The organism is Amycolatopsis sp. NPDC049868 (assembly GCF_044461365.1).
Classification (GTDB): domain Bacteria; phylum Actinomycetota; class Actinomycetes; order Mycobacteriales; family Pseudonocardiaceae; genus Amycolatopsis.
The window spans coordinates 1,298,687-1,321,755 of the sequence record NZ_JBITKV010000001.1; the positions used below are offsets into that span (position 1 = coordinate 1,298,687).

General features: G+C 70.3%; 17 protein-coding genes. 6 read left to right on the top strand and 11 right to left on the bottom strand.

Annotation, left to right across the window (positions count from 1 at the left end; all coding sequences use genetic code 11):
* Position 1: 1 nt before the first annotated feature.
* On the bottom strand, positions 2–6,502 hold the full coding sequence (locus ACIBTM_RS06245) for an SDR family oxidoreductase (RefSeq protein WP_395875469.1): 6,501 nt from the start codon (positions 6,500–6,502) through the stop codon (positions 2–4).
* Between the two features lie 417 nt (positions 6,503–6,919).
* Entirely contained in the window at positions 6,920–7,825 is a 906-nt protein-coding gene (locus ACIBTM_RS06250; RefSeq protein ID WP_395875470.1) for a LysR family transcriptional regulator, read from the bottom strand.
* Positions 7,826–7,896: 71 nt separating this feature from the next.
* On the opposite strand from ACIBTM_RS06250, the gene ACIBTM_RS06255 reads away from it, so the two are divergent.
* Entirely contained in the window at positions 7,897–8,886 is a 990-nt protein-coding gene (locus ACIBTM_RS06255) for a YeiH family protein (RefSeq protein ID WP_395875471.1), read from the top strand.
* Here ACIBTM_RS06255 and ACIBTM_RS06260 read toward each other — a convergent pair.
* A complete protein-coding gene (locus ACIBTM_RS06260) occupies positions 8,864–10,048 on the bottom strand; it encodes an MFS transporter (protein WP_395875472.1) in 1,185 nt (394 codons plus the stop codon). The genes ACIBTM_RS06255 and ACIBTM_RS06260 overlap by 23 nt on opposite strands.
* 56 nt (positions 10,049–10,104) lie before the next feature.
* Positions 10,105–11,001 carry a DMT family transporter gene (locus tag ACIBTM_RS06265; RefSeq protein ID WP_395875473.1) on the bottom strand — a complete coding sequence of 299 codons (897 nt, stop codon included), beginning with the start codon at positions 10,999–11,001 and terminating at the stop codon, positions 10,105–10,107.
* On the opposite strand from ACIBTM_RS06265, the gene ACIBTM_RS06270 reads away from it, so the two are divergent.
* The 3 genes from ACIBTM_RS06270 (at position 11,000) to ACIBTM_RS06280 (ending at position 14,966) form a co-directional block, all read left to right on the top strand.
* The gene (locus ACIBTM_RS06270; RefSeq protein ID WP_395875474.1) at positions 11,000–12,424 is read left to right on the top strand and encodes a PLP-dependent aminotransferase family protein; all 1,425 of its coding nucleotides are present in this window, start codon (positions 11,000–11,002) and stop codon (positions 12,422–12,424) included. The genes ACIBTM_RS06265 and ACIBTM_RS06270 overlap by 2 nt on opposite strands.
* Positions 12,425–12,461: 37 nt before the next feature.
* The gene (locus ACIBTM_RS06275) at positions 12,462–13,160 is read left to right on the top strand and encodes a Crp/Fnr family transcriptional regulator (RefSeq protein ID WP_395875475.1); all 699 of its coding nucleotides are present in this window, start codon (positions 12,462–12,464) and stop codon (positions 13,158–13,160) included.
* A 285-nt stretch (positions 13,161–13,445) separates the two neighbouring features.
* Positions 13,446–14,966, top strand: coding sequence for an exo-alpha-sialidase (locus ACIBTM_RS06280; RefSeq protein WP_395875476.1), 1,521 nt, complete (start codon positions 13,446–13,448; stop codon positions 14,964–14,966).
* A 130-nt stretch (positions 14,967–15,096) separates the two neighbouring features.
* On the opposite strand, the gene ACIBTM_RS06285 is transcribed toward ACIBTM_RS06280, so the two are convergent.
* The 5 genes from ACIBTM_RS06285 to ACIBTM_RS06305 all read right to left on the bottom strand — a co-directional run bounded on the left by ACIBTM_RS06285 (position 15,097) and on the right by ACIBTM_RS06305 (position 19,180).
* A complete protein-coding gene (locus ACIBTM_RS06285; RefSeq protein WP_395875478.1) occupies positions 15,097–16,506 on the bottom strand; it encodes a DHA2 family efflux MFS transporter permease subunit in 1,410 nt (469 codons plus the stop codon).
* 89 nt (positions 16,507–16,595) lie between these two features.
* Positions 16,596–17,063: a hypothetical protein gene (locus ACIBTM_RS06290; RefSeq protein WP_395875479.1), complete on the bottom strand. Its 468-nt coding sequence runs from the start codon at positions 17,061–17,063 to the stop codon at positions 16,596–16,598.
* A gap of 1 nt (position 17,064) precedes the next feature.
* Positions 17,065–17,337, bottom strand: coding sequence for a DUF1905 domain-containing protein (locus ACIBTM_RS06295; protein ID WP_007032748.1), 273 nt, complete (start codon positions 17,335–17,337; stop codon positions 17,065–17,067).
* Positions 17,338–17,376: 39 nt separating this feature from the next.
* Positions 17,377–17,883 (bottom strand): flavodoxin domain-containing protein, encoded by a 507-nt coding sequence (locus ACIBTM_RS06300; RefSeq protein WP_395875481.1) that lies wholly within the window; start codon positions 17,881–17,883, stop codon positions 17,377–17,379.
* A gap of 88 nt (positions 17,884–17,971) precedes the next feature.
* Positions 17,972–19,180 carry a nitric oxide synthase oxygenase gene (locus ACIBTM_RS06305; protein ID WP_395875482.1) on the bottom strand — a complete coding sequence of 403 codons (1,209 nt, stop codon included), beginning with the start codon at positions 19,178–19,180 and terminating at the stop codon, positions 17,972–17,974.
* A 376-nt stretch (positions 19,181–19,556) separates the two neighbouring features.
* On the opposite strand from ACIBTM_RS06305, the gene ACIBTM_RS06310 reads away from it, so the two are divergent.
* Both ACIBTM_RS06310 and ACIBTM_RS06315 read left to right on the top strand, forming a co-directional pair.
* Complete coding sequence (locus ACIBTM_RS06310) at positions 19,557–20,573, top strand: CobW family GTP-binding protein (protein ID WP_395875483.1); 1,017 nt, start codon at positions 19,557–19,559, stop codon at positions 20,571–20,573.
* Positions 20,574–20,677: 104 nt separating this feature from the next.
* On the top strand, positions 20,678–20,944 hold the full coding sequence (locus ACIBTM_RS06315) for a hypothetical protein (RefSeq protein ID WP_395875484.1): 267 nt from the start codon (positions 20,678–20,680) through the stop codon (positions 20,942–20,944).
* Positions 20,945–20,958: 14 nt separating this feature from the next.
* On the opposite strand, the gene ligD is transcribed toward ACIBTM_RS06315, so the two are convergent.
* Positions 20,959–21,966: a non-homologous end-joining DNA ligase gene (gene ligD / locus ACIBTM_RS06320; protein WP_395875485.1), complete on the bottom strand. Its 1,008-nt coding sequence runs from the start codon at positions 21,964–21,966 to the stop codon at positions 20,959–20,961.
* Complete coding sequence (locus ACIBTM_RS06325) at positions 21,963–23,042, bottom strand: ATP-dependent DNA ligase (protein WP_395875486.1); 1,080 nt, start codon at positions 23,040–23,042, stop codon at positions 21,963–21,965. Before ACIBTM_RS06325 ends, ligD begins: the two co-directional genes overlap by 4 nt.
* Positions 23,043–23,069 lie beyond the last annotated feature (27 nt).

Genomic DNA, 23,069 nt, shown 5'->3' on the forward strand with positions numbered 1-23,069 from the left:
GTCACCACCCCGACGCGGTGTAGGTGACGGCCGTGAGCCCCTCGTCGCCCCACGCCAGTTCGCGCAGCAGGCTCAACGTGCCTTCCTCGGGGTCGATCAGCTCGATCCCGCGCCGGGCGTAGTCCCGCATCAGTTCCGGGGTGACCATCCCGTTGTTCACCCCGGTGGGCGCCCAAGGTCCCCAATGGACGGTGAGGCCGCGACGTCCGTACACAGTGGACCATCGGTGGCCGAGCGCCTCGAGCGCGTCGTTCGCGGCCGCGTAGTCGGACTGGCCGCGGTTTCCCAGTGTCGCGGCGACACTGCCGAACAAGACGGCGAACTTCGGCGCCTCCGGCAGTTCACCGGCCGCCGCGAGCAGGGTGCTCGCTCCTTCGACCTTGGTGGCGAAGACCCGGTCGAAGGACACCGGGTCTTTTTCGGCGATCAGCTTGTCCTCGATGACGCCCGCCGCGTAGACGATGCCGTCGAGCCTGCCGTGTTCGGCGTGGATCTCCTTGACCGCGCGGTGCACGGCCTCCGCGTCGAGCATGTCCACCGAGTGGTAGCGCACCGGGCTGCCGAGGTCGCCGATCCGCCGCAGTGTTCCGCGGACCTCGCGTTCGGACTCGATGAGCCGGATGGTCCGCTCGATCTCGGCCGGTTTGGACAGCCCGCTCCCGATCAGGGCGGCACGCAGCTCTTCCGTCGTCGTCGCGGTCGCGATCTCCGGTTCCTCGCCGTCGATCGGCACGGCGGTACGGCCGAACAGTTCGATACGGCACCGCGACGCCGAGGCCAGCGTGGTGGCCAGCCAGGCGGTGATGCCCTTCGCCCCGCCGACCAGGAGGACGACCGAATCCCGGTCCAGGCCGAGCGCTTCGGCCTCGGCCGTCCCGTCGCCTGCCGGACCGGCGCCCGTGCTGCCGAGCAGGCCGAGGCCTTCCTCGGTCATCCGCAGACCACGCCGCGCACCGCCGCGGCGGACCACGACCGGCTCCCAGTCCCCGGCGGACAGCTCGGCGAGCAGGGTCTCCACCTGTTCGTCCACAGTGGATTCGGGTGCCTGCTCGACCACGCGGGCGACCGTGTCCGGGTACTCCTTGGCCACCGTCCGGAAGAAACCGCGGGCACCGTCGGCGGGGCCGTTCGCGATGAGCCAGCGCGGACCGCCCGCCAGGACCGCTTGGTACAGCGGGAAATCGTCGGGGAAGGCCGGTGACAGGTGGAACACGCCGTCCGCGCCGTGCTCAGGTACGCCCTGGACCAGCTCGGTTTCGGCGCCGTATCCGGCGAGCCGGGCGGTGAGCATCTCGGCGACCTGGCCTTCACCGACGACGGCGAAGCGGAGCCCGGCGAGTTCCTCGTCGGCGGGCGCGGCGTCGGCGAGATCGAATTCCCGCATCAGATAACGCTTCGGCGCCACCACGACGGCGTCGTTCTCCTCGGCGGGCCGGGCAGCGCCGTCACCGGAGGGCACGCCGCCGAGCAGGTCGGCGAGTTCCGCCGCCGTCCGGGCCTTGGCGAGGACCTCGGGATCGCCGTCGGTCAGGCCCAGCCGGGCCGCGAGTTCCCCGGCGATCTCGGCACGTTTGATCGAATCGACGCTCAGATCGGCTTCGAGGTCCAGGTCCGGCTCGATCATGTCCACCGGATAGCCGGTCCGCTCCCCGATCACTTCGACGACGGTGCCGAACACGTCGAACACCGGACGTTCGGGTGCGATCTCGACGCGGGCGGGCTCGGGGACCGGCTCGGGCACCGCGGGAAGGACGACGGGCGCGGCCGGCCGGACACCGGGATCGGTACCGAGGTAGCCGAGCAGGACGTCCCGTTGCGCGGCGATCATCTCGCGGCTGGTGCGGAGGAACTCCGAGATGAGCGCCTCACCGCCGTCGGTGCCTGGCCGGGAAGTCACGATCGCCTCCGTGGGGATTCGCTGGGCAGGGTGCAGGGCGGTGGTGGGGATCTCACCGTCGGCGGTGCGGACGAGGTGTCCGTCGACGGTCCAGCCCGCCTTCTTCGGCGGACGCGCGGACAACGCGTCCGTGCCCGCGCGTCCGGTGAACAGCCGTCCGGTGCGGACGTCCGCACCGGCGACCGCCAGCCTCGCCAACGCGGCGAGGAAGCCGGGGATCCCGGTGCGGCGGCGGCCTTCGAGGGTGACCGTCCGATGTGGACGGCCGCCGAGCACGGCACCGACGAGCCGGGTGAGGACGGAGCCGGGGCCCGCTTCGACGAACGTCCGGGCGCCCGCCTCGTACATGGCCTCGATCTGGTCGGCGAACCGCACCGGCGCACCGATCTGCGCGGCCAGTTCGGCGCGGATCCCGTCCGGGGCGGACGGGTAGGGCGCGGCGGTCCGGTTCGCCCACACCGGGATCTCCGGTTCCCGGACCGCGACGGTGTCGAGCACGCCGGCGAACTCCGTCTCCGCCGGGGCGACCAACGGGCTGTGGAACGCGCACGCGACCGGGAGGGATTTCACCCCGATCCCGCGGTCCCGTAGCCGGTCCACCGCCACCCCGACGGCGGCGGTCGGACCTGAGATCACCGTCTGTTCCGGCGAATTCCGGTTGGCGGTGACGACGGTCCCGGTCAGGCCCTCGGCGGCGAGCACCTCGGTGACGTCGGCGGCGTTCGCGGCGACGGCCGCCATCGTTCCCGGGTCTCCGGTGCCGGTCGCGCCGAGGATCGCCGCCGCGCGCGCCCGGCTGAGCTCCAGCAGCGAAGCCGAGCTCAGGGCACCGGCGGCGGCCAGCGCGACCAGTTCGCCGTAGCTGTGACCTGCCACCATCGAGGGCCGGACCCCGGCCGTCCCGAGCAGACGGTGCGCGGCGAGCCCCACGATCCCGAGCGCGGGCTGCGCGGCCCGCGTATCCGTCAGCCGGGCATGCTGGGCCTCGCGGCCGGCCTCGTCGAAGGCGGCGGGCGGGAACAGGACGTCGACGGTGCTCCCGGCGCGCGCGAGGTAGCGCCGCAGTTCGGGGAACGCGACGAACAGATCCGCGAACATCCCCGGCCGCTGACTGCCCTGCCCTGGAAAGAGGAAGGCGATCTCGCCCACCGGCGCGTCCTCGGCGGCGAAGATACCCGCGTTCTCGTCCCGCTCCCCCGCGATGGCCCGGCGCAGCAACCCGGCCAGTTCGTCCACAGTGGACGCCAGAATGGCGAACCTGGTCCGGCCGCCCCGGCTTTCCGCCCGGCGGGACGCGGCGAGCGCCAGATCCCGCAAGCGCCAGCCCTGCCCCGTGGCGGCCAGTAGATCCTGGGCGTCCTTGTCGTCCTTGCCGGCGAACAGGAAGAGCTCGGCCGGCCATTCGTCGAGGGTTTTCGCGGGCGGGACAGCGCCTTCATGGGCGGTGAGGACGACGTGGAAGTTCGTGCCGCCGAACCCGAAGGCGCTCACCCCGGCGACGCGTTCGGTGCCGGCCCACGGCCGGGCCTCGGTGTGGAACGCGAACGGGCTGGTCGCCGGATCCCACGCCGGATTCGGCTTCGCCAGATGCAGGGTCGGCGGTTTGACGCCGGTGTGCAGCGCGAGGCTCGCCTTGATCAACCCGGCCAGCCCGGCGGCGCATTTCGTGTGCCCGATCTGCGATTTCACCGAACCGAGCGCGCACCGGCCCGGTTCGGCGCCCGCCTCGGTGAACGCCTTGGTCAGGGTGGCGAGTTCGGTGCGGTCGCCGACCACGGTGCCGGTGCCGTGGGCTTCGACCAGCCCCACCCGCGCCGGGGAGATCCCGGCGTTGCGGTACGCCCTGGTCAGCGCAGTGTGCTGGCCTTTCGGCCGCGGCGCGGTGAGACCGAGCGCCCGCCCGTCGCTGGCGCTGCCGACCCCTTTGATGACGGCGTAGACGCGGTCGCCGTCGCGTTCGGCGTCCGCCAGCCGCTTCAGGACGACGCACGCGACGCCCTCCCCCAGCGCGATCCCGTCCGCGTCGCTGTCGAAGGTGGCCGATCGGCCGGACGGCGAGAGCGCGTGCACCGAGGAGAACAGCAGGTAGTCGTTGATGCCGTTGTGCAGGTCGGCGCCGCCGCACAGGACGAGGTCGCTGGTGCCGGCGACGAGTTCCTTGCAGGCGACGTCGACGGCGGTCAGCGACGAGGCGCACGCCGCGTCGACCGTGTAGTTCGCGCCGCCGAGGTCGAGCCGGTTCGCGACCCGGCCGGCGATGACGTTGGCGAGCACCCCGGGGAACGAGTCCTCGGTCAGCCGCGGCAACTGGCGGTCGAGGTCGGCCGGGAGTTCGCCGAGGTAGGACGGGAGCACGGTCCGCAAGGTCATCGCGTTGGACAGGTCGCTCCCGGCTTCCGCGCCGAAGACCACCGACGTTCGGGATCGGTCGAAGGCTCGTTCGGCGTATCCGGCGTCGGCGAGCGCCCGCCGGGACACTTCCAAGGCCAGCAGCTGGACCGGTTCGATACTCGCGAGCGACGCGGGCGGGATTCCGTGGTCGAGCGGGTCGAACGGGATCTCCGGCAGGAAACCGCCCCAGCGCGACGGCGTCTTCTCGCCATCGCCGTCGGGGGCGTAGTAGAGCGCCGGGTCCCAGCGCCGAGCCGGTACCTCGGTCACGGAGTCCGCTCCGGACAGGATGTTCGCCCAGAACGCGGAGAGATCCCCTGCCTGCGGGAAGACTCCGGCCATCCCCACGATGGCGATGTCGAGCGGTTCCGGCACGGGCTCCTCGCCCGGGGCTTCCAGCAGCTCGGCGGCGCGGGCGGCGAGGAACGCCTGGGCCCCCGGGCCGACCGCCTCGTGCAGCCGGGCGATCGTCGTGACCTCGGACCGCAGCACGGCGACGTCGCCCGCCATGAACATGCCTTCGGCGAGCTGCCGGTCTTCGGCGACCGGGCTGAGCTCGTCCCCGACCCGCTCGATCCCCTTGCTCGCCAGGCGAAGCCGTCCGACATTGAGCTTCTCCAGCCGCTCCCAGGCCTCGCGGTCCGGCACGTCCTGGTCCTTCAGCGCACGTTTGAGCTCGGCGTACTCGGCCGTGAACGCCGAACGCACGCACCGTGTCGCGTGCCCCGGCGCCGTCTCCAGCAGGTCGGTGCTCGTGGCTTCGACGATCTGGCGCTGGAACAACGGCAGGACCGCGCCCGCGCGGACGGCCTCCTCGGTGAACAGGTACGCGGTGCCCATCAGCAGGCCTGCGGTCGCGCCGCGCCGGGTCAGCGGTGCCGCGGCCGCGGCGACCATCGCGGCCGATCGCTCGTCGTGGACTCCGCCTGCGAAGTACACCTCGACCTCGGCCGCGTAATCGCGGAGCACGTCGATCTGGGCTTCCCACAACGGAAAGCTCGCCCTCGGCCCGACATGCCCGCCGCATTCGGAACCTTCGAAGACGAACTTGCGCGCGCCCGCTTCGAGGAACTGGCGCAGCAATCCCGGAGACGGGACGTGCAGGAACGTCGAGATGCCGACCTCTTCCAGCGCCTTCGCCTGTGCCGGGCGGCCACCGGCGATGATCGCGTGACTCGGCCGGATCTCGCGGATCACCTCCAGCTGCGCGGCACGGACGTCCTCGGCCGCGAATCCGAGCACGCCGACACCCCAGGGCGCGTCGCCCAACGCCGCCTTGGTCGCTTCGAGCATCTCGCGGGTCTGCGCGGGCCCGGACAACGCCAGAGCCAGGAACGGCAGCGCTCCCCCGGCGGCGACCGCGCGCGCGAATTCGGGCTGGTCGCTGACCCTGGTCATCGGGCCCTGCGCGAGCGGCGACGGGCCGCCGGAAGCGGTGAGCCCCTCGGCGATCGACGCGCGAACGCCGTGGATCGCGGCCGGGAGGGTGCCCCAGCGGGCGCGGAACCGCTCGGGCAGGAAGGCGTCCTGCCCGGCTTCCACCGGCAGCCGGCGGAGCCGCCGGACACCACCGTCCACAATGGTCTCGGAACCGTCGAGACCTTCCAGTGCCGTCGTGACGTCCGACGGGAGCTCCGCTTCGGGGAGCAGCGCGAACGCCGTGTCGAGGACAACACCGGCGGCGCCTCCGGCCACGGCGGCGGCCGCGGTGTGCGCGCCGATCCCGCCGTACGCCCAGACCGGGACGCCGATCGCCGGATCGGCCAGCAACCGCTGCAGGAACACGAAGGTCCCGAGCTCGCCGATCCTGCCGCCCGCCTCGTGACCGCGGGCGATGAGCCCGTCCGCGCCGGCGGCGACCGCTCGCACGGCGTCGTCCCGGCTCGTGACTTCCGCGAGCACTCGCCGGCCCACGAACTCCACAGTGGACTTTGAGGCGCCCGCGGCGAGCAGAACCGTGTGCACCGCGGGCGGAAGCTCGACCGGTCCCGCGACGCGGACACCGAAGCCGGCCGCGAGCCAGTCCCCTGCCAGGTCGAGTTCTTCGCGGGCCGCCCGGTTTCCGCTGGTCAGGTCCAGGACACCGAGTGCACCGGCGCGGGTCGCCGCCGCGGTGAACCGCGCGGACGGCACACCGAAAGGGTGCACCGCGATGAGCAGATCCGCCGTACCGGTCAACGCTGAGGCATCGGCGCCACGAATCGACTTACCCACGGGAAGCCTCCGGCACACGGAAGAGTGACTTGGTTACCGGGCGTACTTAAACGCAGGTGAGGCTTCACGTCAATACTCGACAGTAGGGTTTCCGGTCACAGGAACCGGATGGCGGTACGCCGACCTGCGAAACGCGAAGTCCGTCGCGAGAATTTAGCTTTCCGGATACACACGGGACATCCAAGAGGCCGGGTTTTCGGTCCAGCTACAGGAAAGGACAGTCAACGACCAGGTGTCCCAACGTCCGATACGCCATCCGCCTGTTACCCGGAGTTCACCATTCCACTTTCCTCCGGACCACCGGAAATAGTGGTCCGTGACCATTTCCGGAAATCGACTCCGATTCCCCCCTATCGTCGGTATCACGACGCCGGGAGATTCGGTATCACGCGCGCTCACCCGGAAACATGAAGGGACTCACCGGGGTTTCGCATTCCGGACGGCGATGCCCAGCAGTTCCGCGGCCGGACCGGCGAGCCGCCGCCCGGCGGGCCACACCGCGCGCAGCTCCCGGCCGAAGTCGACGCCGTCCACCGCGACCGCGACGAGCCGCCGGTCGGCGACATCACGGGCGATGGCGAGCTCGCTGATCACCGCCGGTCCGGCGCCCGCGATCACCGCGTTGCGGACAGCGGAGGCGGAGCCCAGTTCCAGCAACGGTTTCGCCGGGCCGACCCCGGCCTTGCGCAAGGCGGCGTCCACCGTCTCCCTGGTCCCGGAACCGAGTTCCCGGACCACGAGCGGCGTGATCGCCAGTTCGGCCGCGGTCAGCGGACGGCGTTTGCGTGCCCACGGATGGCTCGCGGGCACGACGAGGACCAAGCGGTCGGTGGCCACCCGCCGGGACGAGAGGCCGGGCAGCGAACCGGGCGACTCGACGAACCCGAGATCGACCTTGCCCTCTCGCGCCAGTTCGGCGGCCTGGTCGGAATTGGTGACCTCCAGCCCGAGGTACAGCCCGGGGTCACCGCGTTTGAGCTCGCCGATCCAGCCCGGCACCAGATATTCGGCCAGTGTCATGCTCGCGGCGACCCGCAGATGCGCCTCGTGCTGGGTGCGCAGCGCTTCGGCGCCGTCGAGCAGACCGTCGAGCTCGGACAGCACGCGGTGCGCCCAGCCCGCGATGACCCGGCCGTCGGGGGTGAGCGCGGAGCCGCGCCGTGTCCGGTCTACCAGCACCAGCCCCAGCCGTCGCTCGACTGTGGACAGTCGTTTGCTCGCCGACGGCTGCGCGATCCCGAGACTGGCCGCGGCCTGCCCGATACTGCCGAGCTCGTCCACGAGCACCAGCAGGCGCAGGGAGTCCAGATCGGGTGTGGTCATAGCCCAAGTGTATGACCTACCCCCCGCGTTCCCGGCTACCGAGGTCACTCCGGCCGGGCGAAGCTCGAACCATGAGCACCACGCACGCGAGACCGACGAAGCCCTACCTCACGGCCTTGGCCATCACCGGCGCCGGGGTGGCCGCCGCGTACCTGGTCGGCACCGCTTTCCCGGTCGTCAGCGCGCTCACCATCGCCGTGGTGCTCGGCATCCTCACCGGCTCGCTGTCGTCGGTGTCGGAGGAGACCCGGAAGGCCATCTCCGGGATCACCAAGAAGCTGCTTCGCGCCGGTGTCGTGCTGCTCGGTCTGCAGCTCTCGCTCCCGGCCGTCCTCGCGCTCGGCCCCGGGACCCTGCTCGCCGTCGTGCTCACGGTCGGCATCACCTTCCTCGGCACCATCGGTCTCGGCAGGCTCCTCGGCGTGCCGCGTGGCCTGGCGATGCTGGTCGCGACCGGGTTCTCGATCTGCGGCGCGTCCGCCATCGCCGCCATGGAAGGCGTGGTGAAACGCGAGGACTCGGACGTCGCGACCGCGGTCGCGCTGGTCACCTTCTACGGCGGCCTCGCCATCGCCGCGGTCCCGTTGATCGGTGGCTGGCTGCGGCTCGACGCGGCCCGGATCGGCGAGTGGGCCGGGCTCAGCGTGCACGAAGTCGCGCAGGTCGTCGCCGCGGCCACCCCCGCGGGCAGCGCCGCCATCGCGGTCGCGATCGTGATCAAGCTCAGCCGGGTGGTCCTGCTCGCCCCGATGGTCGCCGCGGTCGGCGTATGCGAACGGAATCGCCCCGTCGAGGGGAAGCGGCCGCCGCTCGTCCCGCTGTTCGTCCTCGGCTTCCTGGCGATGGCCGCCCTGCGCAGTACCGGGATCGTGCCGGGTCTCGCACTCGACGTCGCCAAGATCGCCTGCACACTGCTGCTGGCCGGAGCGTTGTTCGGGCTGGGCTGCGCGGTCCGGATCGGCACGCTCGTCCGCACCGGCGGCCGCGCCCTGCTACTCGGGCTGCTCTCCACCCTGCTGGTCGGGACCACCGCGCTGGTCACGCTGACCGTGCTCGGCTGAGGACCGCGACCGCCAGCAGCGCGACCACGCCGCCGGTGACCATCACGGCCGGGACGGAGACCGCGTCGACGACCAGCCCGCCGAGCAGCGCGCCGGCCGAAAGAGTCGCCTGGAACGACGAGGTGAACAGCACCGACGCCGCCTCGGGCGCCTGCGGAGCCGCCCTCGCGAACCACGTTCCCGAACAGACCGGGACGGCACCGTAGGCGAAACCCCAGACCACCAGCAGCGCGAGCGCGCCCGGTTTCGCGCCGCCGAGGAACGGCAACGCACAGGTCACCACACCGATCAACGCCGCCGCGGTGAGGAAGGTCAGCCGGAGATCGCGCGCGATCGCCGCGCCGGCGACGAAGTTGCCGGCGATCCCGGCGGTGCCGTAGACGAACAGGAAGACGGTGATCAGCTCCGGGCTCACCTGCGTCACCTGGCGAAGGAGCGGCGTGACGTAGGTGTAGGTCCCAAAGTGGGCGAGCACGACCAGCACCGTGACGAGCAGGCCGAGCCGGATCGCCCGCTGACGGGTCATCTCGCGCAGGACGCCGAGCCGGGTCGCGCCCGCCGACGGCAGTGTCGGCAGTGGAGGCAACGCCCACGCCAGCGCGGCGAGGACACCGGCCGTGAACACCGCCATCACGGCGAAAGCGACCCGCCAGCCGAAGAGTTCGCCGAGGAAGGTCCCCGCGGGCACCCCCAGCACGGAGCCGAGCGGCACGGCGGAGAAGATCACCGCGGTCGCCGTACCCGCGCGTTCCGGGCCGACGAGCCGGGCGGCGAGCCCGGACCCGATCGCCCAGAAGGCTCCGATCACCAGCCCGACCAGGACTCGTGAGACCAGCACGGCCCAGTACGCGTGCGCCGTCGCCGCGAGGACGTCGGACAGTGCCAGCACCACCATCAGCACGCACAGCAGGATCCGGCGGTCGAGCCGCCCGGCGGCGACGGTGACGGCCGGGGCGGCGAGCGCGGCGAGGAAGCCAGGCAGGGTCATGGTCAGGCCCGCCGTCCCCGGCGTGATCCGGAAGTCCTCGCCGATCGGGGTCAGGAGGCCGATCGGCAGGATCTCGGTGGTGACGAGGGAGAAGATCCCCAGCGTCACCGCGAGGACGGCGAGCCATCCCTTCAGCGGGGTCCGCGTGGAGGTGTCGAGGGTCGAAGCGGTCATGTGCTTCAGCCCATCACCACGCGGGCACCGCGGTCTGGCGGATTCGCGACGTTGATCTAGGTACGGGACCGCTGGGTCACGACGATGCAGGCGACGACGATCAGCGCGGTCACCGGCGCGGCGGCCGGGAGATGCTCGCCGAGCAGCAGGACCGCCCAGACCAGCGTCAGCAGCGGCTGGGCGAGCTGCAACTGGCTCGCCCGCGCGACACCGATCTCGGCCATTCCCCGATACCAGGCGAAAAACCCGCCGAACTGCGAAATGAGCGCGACGTACAGCAGGCCGGCGATCCCCTCACCGGTGACGTGCAGCGGCTCGGTCGCGAGCCCGAAGACGGCGAACGCGCCGGTGACCGGCAGCGCCATGACCAGCGCCCAGGCGATCACGTGCCAGCCCGCCATCTCCCTGGCCAGCCTGCCGCCCTCGGCGTACCCGAACGCGCACAGCACGAGCGCGCCGAACAGGAACAGGTCCGCTGTGGACAGTCCGCCGCCGCTCTGCGCGACGGTGAACACCACGACCGCGCTCGCGCCGACCGCGGCGACGAACCAGAACCGGCGGGACGGCCGGTTCCCGGTCAGCTTCGAGGAGATGACGGCGGTGGCCAGCGGCAGCAGCCCGATCACCACCGCGGAATGCGCGGTCGACGACGTCTTGAGCGCGAGCGTGGTCAGGATCGGGAAGGCGAGGACACAGCCGAGGGAGACCACGGCCAGCCCCCGCCATTGATCGCGTCTCGGCAGCGGGACCCGGAAGATCCGGAGACAGGTGCCGGCGACCAGCGCGGCCAGGACGCTGCGCAGCCCGGTGGCGGTCCACGGGTCGAAGCCCTTGAGCGCCCACACGGTGGCGGGGAACGTGAACGAGAAGGCGAGGACACCCAGCGCCGCCAGCGCGGTCCCGGAGCGGACCGCTACTGCCCGGTCCGCGATAGCGCTATCATCCAGTCTCATGTCCGATGGTAGCAGCGTCACCAGCCTGGTCATACAGCTGCGGTCCACTTTGGAGCGCTATCCGATCGAAGGAAAGCTCCCGTCCAGCCGGGAGCTGGTCCGGGAGCTGAAGGTGAGCCCGGTGACGGTGTCGCGCGCCATCGCCGCGCTGGCCGCCGAAGGACTGGTGATCACCCGGCCAGGTGCCGGCGTCTTCCGCGCGCCGCCGCCTCGCGAAGCGGCGGTGTCCGGCGACGTGTCATGGCAGGAGGTGGCGTTGAGCTCGCAGTCCGGCACCCGCGCGATCGACGCGAGCGGCGTGCTCACCGCGCTGAGCGATCCACCTTCGGGCGTCATCGACCTCAACGGCGGGTACACGCATCCGAGCCTCCAGCCGGAACGCGAGCTCGCGGCCGCGTCGGCCCGGGCAGGCCGCCGTCCCGGCGCCTGGACGCGGCCGCCGATCTGCGGTCTGCCCGAACTGCGGGCCTGGTTCGCCCGCGACATCGGCAGCCCGGTGAACGTCGAGAACGTGCTGGTCACCTCGGGCGGGCAGAGCGCGCTGACCACGGCGTTGCGGGCGCTCGGCGCTCCCGGCGCGCCGGTGCTGGTGGAATCCCCGACGTACCCGGGGATGCTGGCCATCGCGCGGGCGTCGGGGCTGCGGCCGGTCCCGGTGCCGATCGACCGCGACGGCGTCCGGCCCGAACTGCTCGCGGACGCCTTCCGCGACACCGGGGCCCGGTTGTTCGTCTGCCAGCCCGCGTTCCAGAACCCGACCGGCGCGGTGCTGTGCGCCGAACGCCGCGCCGAGGTCCTGCGGATCGCCCGTGCCGCGGGTGCCTTCGTCATCGAGGACGATTTCGCCCGGCTGATGGCGCATCCCGGCAGCCCGGCTCCCCCGCCGCCGCTCGTGGCCGACGATCCCGACGGGGTCGTGGTGCACATCCGATCGCTCACGAAACCGGCGTCGCCGAGCCTGCGGATCAGCGCGCTCGCCGCCCGTGGCCCGGCGCTGGAACGACTGCGCGGCCTCCACGCCGTCGAGAGCTTCTTCGTGCCGCGGCCGCAGCAGGAAACCGCGCTCGAACTGGTGAGCTCTCCGGCTTGGGCCCGCCACCTGCGGACTCTCGCGGCCTCGTTGCGGGAACGCCGCGACGTGGCCGTCTCGGCGCTGCGGGAATTCCTGCCGTCCTGGCAAGCCGTCCCGGTCCCGACCGGGGGCTACCACCTGTGGCAGCCGCTCCCCGGCTTCGTCGACGAAGTAGCGCTGACCAGTGCCGCTTTCCGCGCGGGAGTAGCGGTCACCCCCGGCAGGATGTACTTCGCCGCCGAGGCGCCGGGCCCCTATCTGCGCCTGAGCTACGTCAGCGCCGCGACAGGCGCGCAGCTACGCGAAGGGGTCCAACGCCTTTCCCAGGCGTACCAGGAGATCCCCGGTTGACATCTCGTACGATCGCGCACGGAGGCGACGAGAAGGCATGACTCAGCCGGCGGCGGAGCCGCACGATCCACCCGGCAGGCTCTGGGAGCTGCTCGACGACGGCCAGCGCAAGGCGCTGCGTGCCGAGGCCGAACTGCGCCGGTACCCGGCGGGAACGGTGATCATCCGCGAGGGTGACCGCTCGGACTGGGTGCTGATCCTGATGACCGGGCGGGTCAAGATCACCTCGGTGTCCACCGGCGGCTACGACGCGGTGCTGGCCGTCCGCGATCCGGGCGACATCATCGGCGAGATGGCGTCGATGGACGGCAGCCTGCGCTCGGCGACGGCGATCGCCGTCGAGCCGGTCACCGGGCTGTGGCTGTCCGCGCGGGCGTTCAACTCCGTGCTCCGCGAAGATCCCGGCCTCTCCGTGGTCCTGCTCCGGATCATCACCTCACGTCTGCGCTACGCCAACTCGCGACGCACCGAATTCGGGGACAGCACCGCCGCCGAACGCATCGCCGCCATCCTCGTCGACCTCGCCGAGCGCTATGGCGTGCCCGTCGCCGACGGGACCCTGATCGCCCTGCGGATCAACCAGCGCGACCTGGCGGGCCTCGCGTCCGCCTCACGGGAAGCCGTCGCGCGGACCCTGCGGGCCTTGCGCGCCGACGGGCTGCTCAGCACCGGCCGCCAGCGGCTGGTCGTCCGTAGCCTGAACGACCTCAGGCAGCTGGCACCCGACGACCGCTGAGCCGGTAACCGCCGGTGGGTCCTGACCACTGGACCCACCGGCGCCACGACGCGAATCGCGATCGACCCTCCCTCACCCTCTCCGGGTCGATCAGCGTGATCGGCCCTCCCGCCGATCTCGCGCCGTGTCCGACGGGAACGAGCTTGGCAGGGCGGACGCCGTCGTTCTGCGTCATTTGACACAAAAGGCGAAACCGGTTGTACGCGTCTTGTACGACGGCTGTACGAGCCGGAAGGACTCTGATGCCCCGTCACCCGGAACCGAATCCAGGACGGAGCAATTCCCGTGAAGATCTCCCGCGTCGCACAGGGCCTGTTCGCGGCCCTCGTCGCCACCGCGGCGGTCGGCGCAGCCCCGGCCACCTCCCTCGCCGCACCGGCCACCGGCGACCAGTTCTCGACCACCGCCGTCGGGAACACGTTGGTGTACAACCAGAAAACAGAAGGTTACGACTGCTTCAGAATCCCCGCGATCGTCAAGGCGAACAACGGCGAACTGCTCGCGTTCGCCGAAGGCCGCAACGGCGGCGCCAGCTTCTGCAACGACAGGGGCGACATCGATCTCGTCGTGAAACGCTCCGCCGACAACGGCAAGACCTGGAGCGCCCCGAAGATCGTCATCGAAGGTTTCGGTGACACCAAAGGAAACCCGACACCGATCGTGATCCCCTCCACCGGGCGGATCGTGCTCCTCTCGGTGATGGAATGCGTCAAGAATCCCGACTGCAACCGGATTCCGCGCGTCTCGATCAGCGACGACCACGGTAAGACGTGGACCGCGCCGAAGGTGCTCACCACACAGCTCGGGTTCGACACCGCGCCCGGCTGGCTCGCGACCGGCCCGTCACACGGCATCGTGCTGACGCGTGGCGCGCACGCCGGCCGGATCGTCGCCGGCATGAGCTACACCATCGACGGCAAGAACAGCGGAGCGCTCGTCTACAGCGACGACCAGGGTGTCACGTGGAAGCGCGGCGCCACCGACACCCCGGCGGCGACGGCCGGGCTCAACCCGCAGGAGATCAGCGTCACCGAACTGCTCGACGGACGGGTCTACGCCGCGGCGCGCAACCAGGCCAACAACGACAACAAATGCCTCAGCGGCGGCGCGAAGAACCGCGCCTACGCCATCAGTTCCGACGGTGGGGCGAGCTTCTCCACCAAGTTCACCTTCGAGGAGGACTTGATCACGCCGGTGGTGCAGGCCTCGACCGCGCGGATGACCGCGACCGACAAGGCGGGCAAGTACAACCGGATCCTGTTCGCCGCGCCGTCGGTCTGCGATCGCCGCAAGGAACTCGTCGTGCGCTCGTCGTTCGACGAGGGTGCGAACTGGCAGGGCAACTCCGCCGGAACCCTGGTGTGGAGCGGTGACGCCGCGTACTCCGACATGGTCCAGCTTTCGTCGGGCTCGGTCGGCGTGCTGTACGAAGCGGGCCCGGCGGGCAACGCCAACGAGACCATCCGCTTCTCGACCGTCACCGAGACGACCCTCGGCGCCCCGGTGTGCGGCGGCGGATACGGCGTGATCGACTCGGCGCCCCTCGGGACGGCAGGCACGGTTTACCTGTCCTACAACGCTTCCAACGGACAGAACTGTGTCAGCACGATGAAGAGCGAAGCCGCGGGCACCGCGACCGCGACGTCCGCCTACCTCGAGGTGGCGGGGTCGTCCCGGATCACCGACTCGGGCTCGTTCTCGTGGTTCGCCGGTCCGGTGCGGGCGGCCGCGGCGGGCAAATGCGTGAAGTGGGGCGGTTCCGCGGGCGGGACCAAGTACGACAGCCCGTCCGAGCACTGCGGCTGAGCAGGGCGATCATCGGGTCCGTGAAGGCCTCCTTGAGGGACTTGAATCCATGCAGTGGCGCGCAGCGTCTCCGTTGAGGGTGGTGGCGGGGGCATGGATGGACCCTTAAGGAGGCCTTCACGGACCGAACTCACGCGCGGCGCGTCACCCACCAGAGCCTCGCGCCCAGCACCGCGGCGACCGCGGCCGCGGCGGTGAGCCACCAGAACGTCGCGCGGAAGGCCGAATCCGCGCCCGCGGGCAACAGGTTCGCCAGTACGACGGCGAACAGGGCCGTCCCGGCGGCTCCGCCGACCCGGCTGACGATGTTGATCTGCGCGGCGGCGTCGGGCAGCTGGTCCTTGGTGACGGCCGCGTACCCGGCGGTCGTCGCGGGCATCAGCAGGAAGGCCACGGCGATTCCCCTGGCCAGCAACAGGATCTGCACGACGACACCGTCCGGTGGGAAACCGCCGATGGCGAAGGGAACGGTGGTGGCGAGTGTCGCGACGCTCCCCCAGGCGGCGACCAGGCCCGCGCCGTAGCGGTCGGTGAGCTTGCCGGAGATCGGCAACGCGATCGCCGAACCGACCCCGAGTCCCATCAACAGCAGCCCCGTCTCGACGACCCCGTTCCCGCCCAGCACCTGGAAGTACAGCGGCAGCAGGAAAAGCGCGCCGAACAACGCGGGCGCGGCGAAGAAGGACAACGCGGCCGCCGCGGTGTAGACGCGGCTTCGGAACAACGTCAGGTCCAGGACCGGGTTCTCCCGGCCCCACGACCGCCGGACGAAAAGCGCCAGCAGCACGACCCCCGCGACGAGCGGCGCCAGCACCCCCGCGCCGAATTCCTCGCCACCCTCACCCCAGGTGGTGAGCCCGTACAGTAGCGCGGGGATTCCCGCGCTCACCAGGACGAAGCCGAGCCAATCGGGCCGGTTCGCCACACCCTTCGCACCGCGAGGCACCAAGCGGAGCCCGAGTACCAGCGCGATCACGCCGACCGGGATGTTGATCAGGAACAGCCATTCCCAGGAGAGTCCGCGCAGCAGGACCCCACCGAGAACCGGTCCGAATGTCGGGCCGACGCTCATCACGATGCCCAGTGTCCCCATGACGCGGCCGAGCCGGGTGGGACCGACCGCCTGGCCGAGCACCGTTTGCCCGGCGGGCAGGAGCAGACCGGCGGCGAGGCCCTGCAGCACCCGCAGCCCGATCAGCCAGCCGATGTTCCCGGCGAGCGCGCACAGCACCGAAGCCACGGTGAACGCCGCCAGCGACACCAGCCAGACCCGGCCCGCGCCGAAGCGGCGGCTGAGCCAGCCGCACAACGGCAACGCGACCGCCAGCGCGACCAGGTACGCGGTGAAAACCCATTGCACGGAAGCGATTCCGGCGCCGAGTTCGCGGGTGAGCGTCTCGGCCCCGACCGCGAGGACCGTGGTGTCCAGCATGGTCATGAACGCGCCGAGCACGATCACCCAGGCCATCCGCCAGGCCTCGGCCGGAACCTTGTCCGGCGGCGGGACCGTGTTCGCCCGCCGTTCCAGCGAAACAGCCATCGGGATGCTCTCCTCACGTGCCCGGGGATCTTGACCCGGCTCACGCTAAGACCTCGACTTAACTCAAGGTCAAGTGAAGAACACCTCGATCACTTCGGCGGACGCAGCCGCGGGGAAAGCTTGGTGAGCGCCAATTCCTCCAGACGGCTCGAAATCTCCGCCAGCCCGGCGTCGAACCGGTCCAGATCCACCCCCTTGCCGGACAGGTCTTCGCGAACGTGCTTCTCCACCTTCGCCCAGTCGTTGCGGTACCGGGTGGCGAGTTCCTTCCACGGCACACCGGCCAGCCCGGCGGTGAGGCCGCTGTCGTAGGCGAGCACGCCGCGCTCCATCAGGTAGGCGATACCCGGGTAACCGAGGTATCCCTGCCAGTAGGACCCGTTGTCGTTGGCCGTGATCGATCCCGCGGCCGGATCGTGGCGTACGTCGTAGGTCTTGGCCTTGTCCGACGACGTGACGCGTGCCGTGTCACCGTCGATCTCGACCCGCCCGTCGGCCACCGCGCCGAGCGCCTCGTAGATCTTGATGACCGGGGACGGCTTCCATGCGGCGGCCAACTCAGCCCTCGAGCCTTTCGAGCAGGACGATGTCGACGGTGTCACCCTCCTCTTTGCCGATGGCCTTGCGCACGTCGGCCTTCACCGGCAGCTTGTGCGTGCCGTCCCCCAAGGCCATGAACGAACTCCGGAACGGATGCCCGTCGATCGTCCCGCGCACCTTCACCAGCCCCCTGGTGCCGAAGAACTCGGCGGAGCCGGGCATGACCACGTACGTCCAGCCGCCCTTCTCCGGGCTCTTGAGCAGCTTCGCGGTGAACTGTTTCTTGTCCATGGATCCACCCTACGACAGGGCGCCGACGAAACCAGACACTCAGAGGGTGACCCGGATGCGCACACGGCGGCCGACATCGCGGGCCCATGCCCGGATCGACGGCCAGTCGCGGAAATCGCCGGCCCACGGGCCCGCCGCCATGATCTTCCAGAACAGGCCACTCGCGGTGTCCGGGCTGAGTTTTCCGCCGAAAGTGGCCGTGCGTTCGGCATCGATCCTCGCGGCCAGCAGGGCGACCCCCGCGGGCAGGCTCACCCGTTTGCCCGCGGCGAGCGGCCCGCAAGGTCCGCTGTGGAACAACCAGACGAGGCGGTTCCGCAGCGCTTCCTCGTGCTCGGCGAGCAGGCGGACCGCCTCCGGGCGCCAGCGCCGGTGGTACAGCGCGCTTCCCACGATCACCGCGCCGTACGGCTCGACGTCCTCGACTTCGGCCGCGTCCAGCAGGTCGACCGTCAGCCCGCCTTCGACCAGCTCGGCGGCGATCACCTCGGCGATCTCCTTTGTCCCACCGGATCTGCCGGCATGGGCGACGAGCACTGCGGTCATGTACCCATTGTCCGCGCGGTCGCGACCTGTGCCACCGTCCGGCCCATCGACACGCCGCATTCGGCTCACCTCTTCACCCGTCGGAGCCCTACCCGGGAGGCAGGAACGCCGGTCTCACGGCCGGATCGGGTTCGTCGTAGTAACGGTGGAACACGGCGGTCTGCCCGCCGGACAGCGGCGGGACGATCCAGCTCCACTCGGCCTGGCAACGGCGTCCCGCGCGCTCCTCCTTGGCGATATGCGTGAGGAACCGCCGCGATTCGGTGTGGTGGTCGGCGACGGTCACGCCCGCCGCGTCGAAGGAGTGCTGGACGGCCAGCGTCAGTTCGACCAGCGCGCGGTCGCGCCACAGGGTGCGCTCCGACTTCGTCGACAGGCCCATCAGATCCGCGACCACCGGCAGCAGGTCGTAGCGGTCGGCGTCGGCGAGGTTGCGTGCGCCGACCTCGGTAGCGAGATACCAGCCGTTGAACGGTGCCGCGGGATAGGTGAGCCCGCCGATGACCAGCCGCATGTTGCTGATCGCCGGTACCGCGTGCCACCGCAGGCCGAGCCCGGCGAACCATCGGTGGTCGGGATGCGACAACGGGACCTCCAGCACGGCGTCCGACGGCAGCCGGAACAGGCATCGTTCCCCCGGCTCGGTCTCGATGAGGAGCGGGAGAACGTCGAAGGAGCCCTTCCGTTCGGGCGGACGCCAGCCGTGCTCCCGGACGGTCTCGGTGAAGTCGGCGTGGCGCGGATCGCCCAGCACCGAGCCGTCGCCGAGCCGATAGCCCGCGTACCGGACGAGCTGATCGTTGTGGATCTTCGGACCGGGCCCCGCCGGGCCGTCCGGCGCGAACACGGTGATGGTCGAGCGGATCCGGCCGCCCCTGGTCGCCTCCCGCAGATGGGCGACGCACTCGTCGGCGATGGCGGGGGCGCCGTCGACGTCGCGGCGGTCTCGCACCTTCAACCCCTGCCAGTACAGCCTGCCGATGCACCGGGCGGAGTTCCGCCAGGCCACCCTGGCGCCGAATTCGAGTTCGGCGGTCGTGTGCCGGTAGGTGCCGGTCGCGTCGATCTCGGCACGGACCCGGTCGAGCCGCGTGTGCAGTCGCGCCTGCCCGCCGTCCGTTTCCGCGTGGAAGAGCCGGAGGAAGTCCTCGGCCTCCGCCACGTCCACGCTCCGTCCCCGCGGCCGCACCTCCGGAGGCAAGCGAGGGATATCCGTCACCCGCATGGACGCCGTCGCCACCTCGGCCTCCCACTCTCCGAATTCGACGCCGGGACCGGCGGCGGGAACGATCACCATTCCTCCTGCACTCGGAAATGCCCGGAGGCTCATGCCCGATCGGCGAGCTGGCCGGGTCCGGACCAGACGAAAGACGATACCCCACAGAAAGACGACCACGATCCACCAAATGGCAGAAGCTTCGACAGCGCTGACATTTCGGCAGGCAGAAAGCTTGCCGACGACAATATTTGGAATTGAGTAGGACTTCGCGGGATATTCACCGAATTTCCTCGAACCGAATGATCACACGCAGCCAAGATCACTTTATGATCGTCATTAATCACCCTTTTGAGCGCATTCACTCCACGACTCTTCCACCCTTTCCCCGTGCCGGTGTATTGACCCGCCTCCCCCGTCGCTAGAGTGCGGGGGAGCTCCGACGGAAAGGAAAATCGTGGTCGACAGGCGGATTCCGGTCATCCTGGTCGCGGGCTTCCTCGGCTCCGGCAAGACCACCCTGCTCAACCACCTGCTGGCCAATCGGCAGGGTGCCCGGATCGGGGTCGTGGTCAACGACTTCGGCAGCATCGCGGTCGACGCGATGGCCGTCTCCGGCCAGGTCGACACCATGATGTCGTTCGGCAACGGCTGCCTGTGCTGCGCCGTCGACGCGAGCGGCCTCGACGCCATGCTCGCGAAGCTCTCCGAGGCCGAGGCCGGGATCGACGTCATCGTGATCGAAGCCAGCGGGCTCGCCGAACCGCGTGACCTCATCCGCCTGATGATCGCCAGCGAGAACCCCGTCATCGCCTACGGCGGCCTGGTCGAGCTGGTCGACGCCGCCGAGTTCGAGGCGACCAGGAAGCGGCACCCGGAACTGGACGAGCATCTCGGGTTCGCCGACCTCGTCGTGCTCAACAAGACCGACCGGGCCGACGAGGACACCCTGGCCAAACTGCGCGGCACGATCGACGAGATCGCGCCCGGCACGCCGGTGATCGCGACCTCGCACGGCCGGATCGACCCCACCCTGTTCTTCGACGCCCGGCCGCGCGACCGGGTCGGGCAGATGTCGTTCGACGACCTCCGCGAGGAGGAGCACGACCACGAGCACCACTTCCACACCGCGTACGACAGCGTCGCTTTCACCACCGAGCGCCCGCTGGACCCGCGACGGCTGATGGACTTCCTCGAACAGCGCCCCGGCGGGCTCTACCGGATCAAGGGTTTCCTCGACTTCGGCCCGAACGGCCCGCGATCCCGGTTCGGCCTGCACACGGTGGGCTCGTTCATCCAGCTGGACCGGTCGGCGTGGCCGTCCGGCCTGCCGCGCCGGAGCGAACTGGTGCTGATCGGTTCGGGGATCGACACCGAGGCCGTCACCGCGCGCCTTGAGGACTGTGTCGCGGACGATCCCGAGGTCGTCGACCAACGCGCCATGCTGCGCGTGCTGCGGTTCATTCAGGACTGACACGCCGAACGGCCGCGAAATACCGGATATCGCCGCGCGTCTGCTTGACACTGGTTTCCGGAAGGAATCTCGAGCTGGACCACCTGTATCGGGAGGACAGTTCCATGACGAACACCGCCGGACACTGGTACCTGGTCGGCGCGCTGCCGGAGGACTCCCCCGCCGCGCACCTGATGACCCGCTCCGAAGACCTCCGCTACCGGCGTTCCGCCTGCGGTGACAAGGAATCCCGGCTGTGGACGCCGGTGGATCTCACCACCACCGAGGTCGCCCCGTGCCCGCGTTGCGCCGCGACCCTCCCCGGCCACCGGTCCAGCCGCAAGGCCGAAGCCGCCGTGAACACGCAACTCGCTTTCGACCTGCCACTCTGACCGCATTCAGAGGACTAAACGCCGTCTTTTTTCGCCCTGCTCGGCGCCACCCGGGGCGGCTCGTTCGGCATCTTCGGATAGACGGGCGGCCAAGGCGCGTCCATGAGCCCGTTCGCCATGTCCTTCCGCGACATTTCCAGCAGCGGCTCGATCGTCTGTGGTTCCGTTGCCGCCCAAGGGTCTCCGCGTTCGGCGAGACGAGCGGGCACAGTGGACAGGGTGAGCTTGTCCGGCTCGACGGTCTCCAGTTCGTCCCAGCCGATCGGCGTCGACACCTGCCCGCCGACCCGCGGCCGTACGCACCACGCGCCGAACACCGTCTTGTGCGGCGCGTTCTGATTGAAGTCGACGAACACGCGGGAACCGCGTTCTTCCTTCCACCACTGCGCCGTCATCTCCTCCGGGTGGCGGCGTTCGAGCTCGCGGGCGAGCGCGACGGCGGCCGCGCGGACCTCGTAGCCGTCCCATTTCGGTTCCAGCGGCACGTAGAGATGCAGGCCGCGCGAGCCCGAGGTCTTCAGCTGCGCCGTGATGCCCAGCTCCTCGAGCAACGCCTTCGTGAGGACGGCACCGTGCCGCAGCTCGGGAAACCCGACCCCAGGCGACGGGTCGAGGTCGATGCGCAGCTGGTCGCTGATGTCCGGCGCGTCGGCCTTGTTCGGCCAGACGTGGAAACCGAGGCATCCCTGGTTCACCGCCCAGATGACGTGCGCGAGGTCCTTCGCCACGAGCGCGTCCGAGGTGGTCCCGTTCGGGGTGGACACCACCGTCGTGGTCAGCCAGCCGGGAGCGTTCTTCGGGACCCGCTTCTGGAACCACGACTTCCCGCCGGCACCGTCGGGATAGCGTTCCAGCAGCAGGGGCCGGTCGCCGAGCTGCGCCAGCAGCGGGACGGAGACCGCGCGGTAGTACTCGACGAGGTCCAATTTGGTCTCGCCGCGCTCCGGGAAGTAGATCTTGCCCGGATTGGACACCGTGAACTCGACGCCGTCGAGGTCCAGCGTGACCGGCTCCGCTTTCATGTTTCCCCCAGCTCGGTGAACAAGGTGGCCAGCTCGGCGGGCGGGACTTCTTCGAGCTGCGCGTACGTGCACGAGGCCGGCTCGCGGTCGGGACGGAAGCGCACGAGCCTGCCGCCGTGACGGAACCGGGTGCCCTCGACGTGCTCGTAGCGGACTTCGGCGACCCATTCGATACGGACCGGCTCCCAGCTCAGGTCCTTCTTCGGCGCCCACCGGCTGCCCGCGCCCGGCATCCGGCCGCCCGCCTCCTCGTGGGCTTCGACCCACTCGCGCCAGGGATGGTTTTCCAGCGCGTTCTCACGCAGCGGCGCGAGCTCGTCCACCAGCTCACGGCGCCTCGCGGCGGTGAAACTGCTGGCCACGCCCACATGGTGCAGGACGCCTTCGTCGTTGTAGAGCCCGAGCAGCAGCGACCCGACCCCGGCGCCGTCCTTGTGCCACCGGAATCCGGCGACGACGCAGTCCGCGGTGCGCTGGTGCTTGACCTTCCACATCACCCGCTTGTCCTGCTCGTACGGTGCGTCGGCGGGTTTGGCCATCACGCCGTCGAAGCCCGCGCCCTCGAAGCGGGTGAACCAGTCCTGTGCGACGTCCGGATCCTCGGACAGCGGGGTGAGGTGCACCCGGGCGAACTTCGTGTCGACCACGCTTTCGAGCAGCTTCCGCCGCTCCCCGAACGGTTCCGGCGTGAGATCCCGGTCTTCCAGTGCGAGCAGGTCGAACACGACGAAACTGGCCGGCGTCTCCTCGGCCAGTTTGTTCACCCGGGACGCCGCCGGATGCAGGCGCAGCTGGAGCGCCTCGAAATCGAGCCCGCCCTCGGTGACCAGCACGATCTCGCCGTCGGCGACGCAGCGCTCGGGCAGCGCGTCCTTGAGCAGCTCCACCAGCTCGGGGAAGTACCTCGTCAGCGGCCTGTCGTTACGCGAGCCCAGCACGACCTCGTCGCCGTCGCGGAAGACCACGCAACGGAAGCCGTCCCATTTCGGCTCGTACAGCAGCCCCGGCGTGCGCGGCAGTTCGTGCACGGCCTTGGCCAGCATCGGCTTGACGGGTGGCATCACGGGCAATTCCACGACGCGATCCTAAGCCGCGCCACCGAC

Coding starts and splice junctions, on each gene's coding strand:
- ACIBTM_RS06250 (WP_395875470.1), bottom strand. CDS start 7,825: ATGACCACACCCGATCTGGACTCCCTGCGCCTGCTGGTGCTCGTGGAC.
- ACIBTM_RS06255 (WP_395875471.1), top strand. CDS start 7,897: ATGAGCACCACGCACGCGAGACCGACGAAGCCCTACCTCACGGCCTTG.
- ACIBTM_RS06260 (WP_395875472.1), bottom strand. CDS start 10,048: ATGACCGCTTCGACCCTCGACACCTCCACGCGGACCCCGCTGAAGGGA.
- ACIBTM_RS06270 (WP_395875474.1), top strand. CDS start 11,000: ATGTCCGATGGTAGCAGCGTCACCAGCCTGGTCATACAGCTGCGGTCC.
- ACIBTM_RS06265 (WP_395875473.1), bottom strand. CDS start 11,001: ATGAGACTGGATGATAGCGCTATCGCGGACCGGGCAGTAGCGGTCCGC.
- ACIBTM_RS06275 (WP_395875475.1), top strand. CDS start 12,462: ATGACTCAGCCGGCGGCGGAGCCGCACGATCCACCCGGCAGGCTCTGG.
- ACIBTM_RS06285 (WP_395875478.1), bottom strand. CDS start 16,506: ATGGCTGTTTCGCTGGAACGGCGGGCGAACACGGTCCCGCCGCCGGAC.
- ACIBTM_RS06295 (WP_007032748.1), bottom strand. CDS start 17,337: ATGGACAAGAAACAGTTCACCGCGAAGCTGCTCAAGAGCCCGGAGAAG.
- ACIBTM_RS06300 (WP_395875481.1), bottom strand. CDS start 17,883: ATGACCGCAGTGCTCGTCGCCCATGCCGGCAGATCCGGTGGGACAAAG.
- ACIBTM_RS06305 (WP_395875482.1), bottom strand. CDS start 19,180: ATGGTGATCGTTCCCGCCGCCGGTCCCGGCGTCGAATTCGGAGAGTGG.
- ACIBTM_RS06315 (WP_395875484.1), top strand. CDS start 20,678: ATGACGAACACCGCCGGACACTGGTACCTGGTCGGCGCGCTGCCGGAG.
- ligD (WP_395875485.1), bottom strand. CDS start 21,966: ATGAAAGCGGAGCCGGTCACGCTGGACCTCGACGGCGTCGAGTTCACG.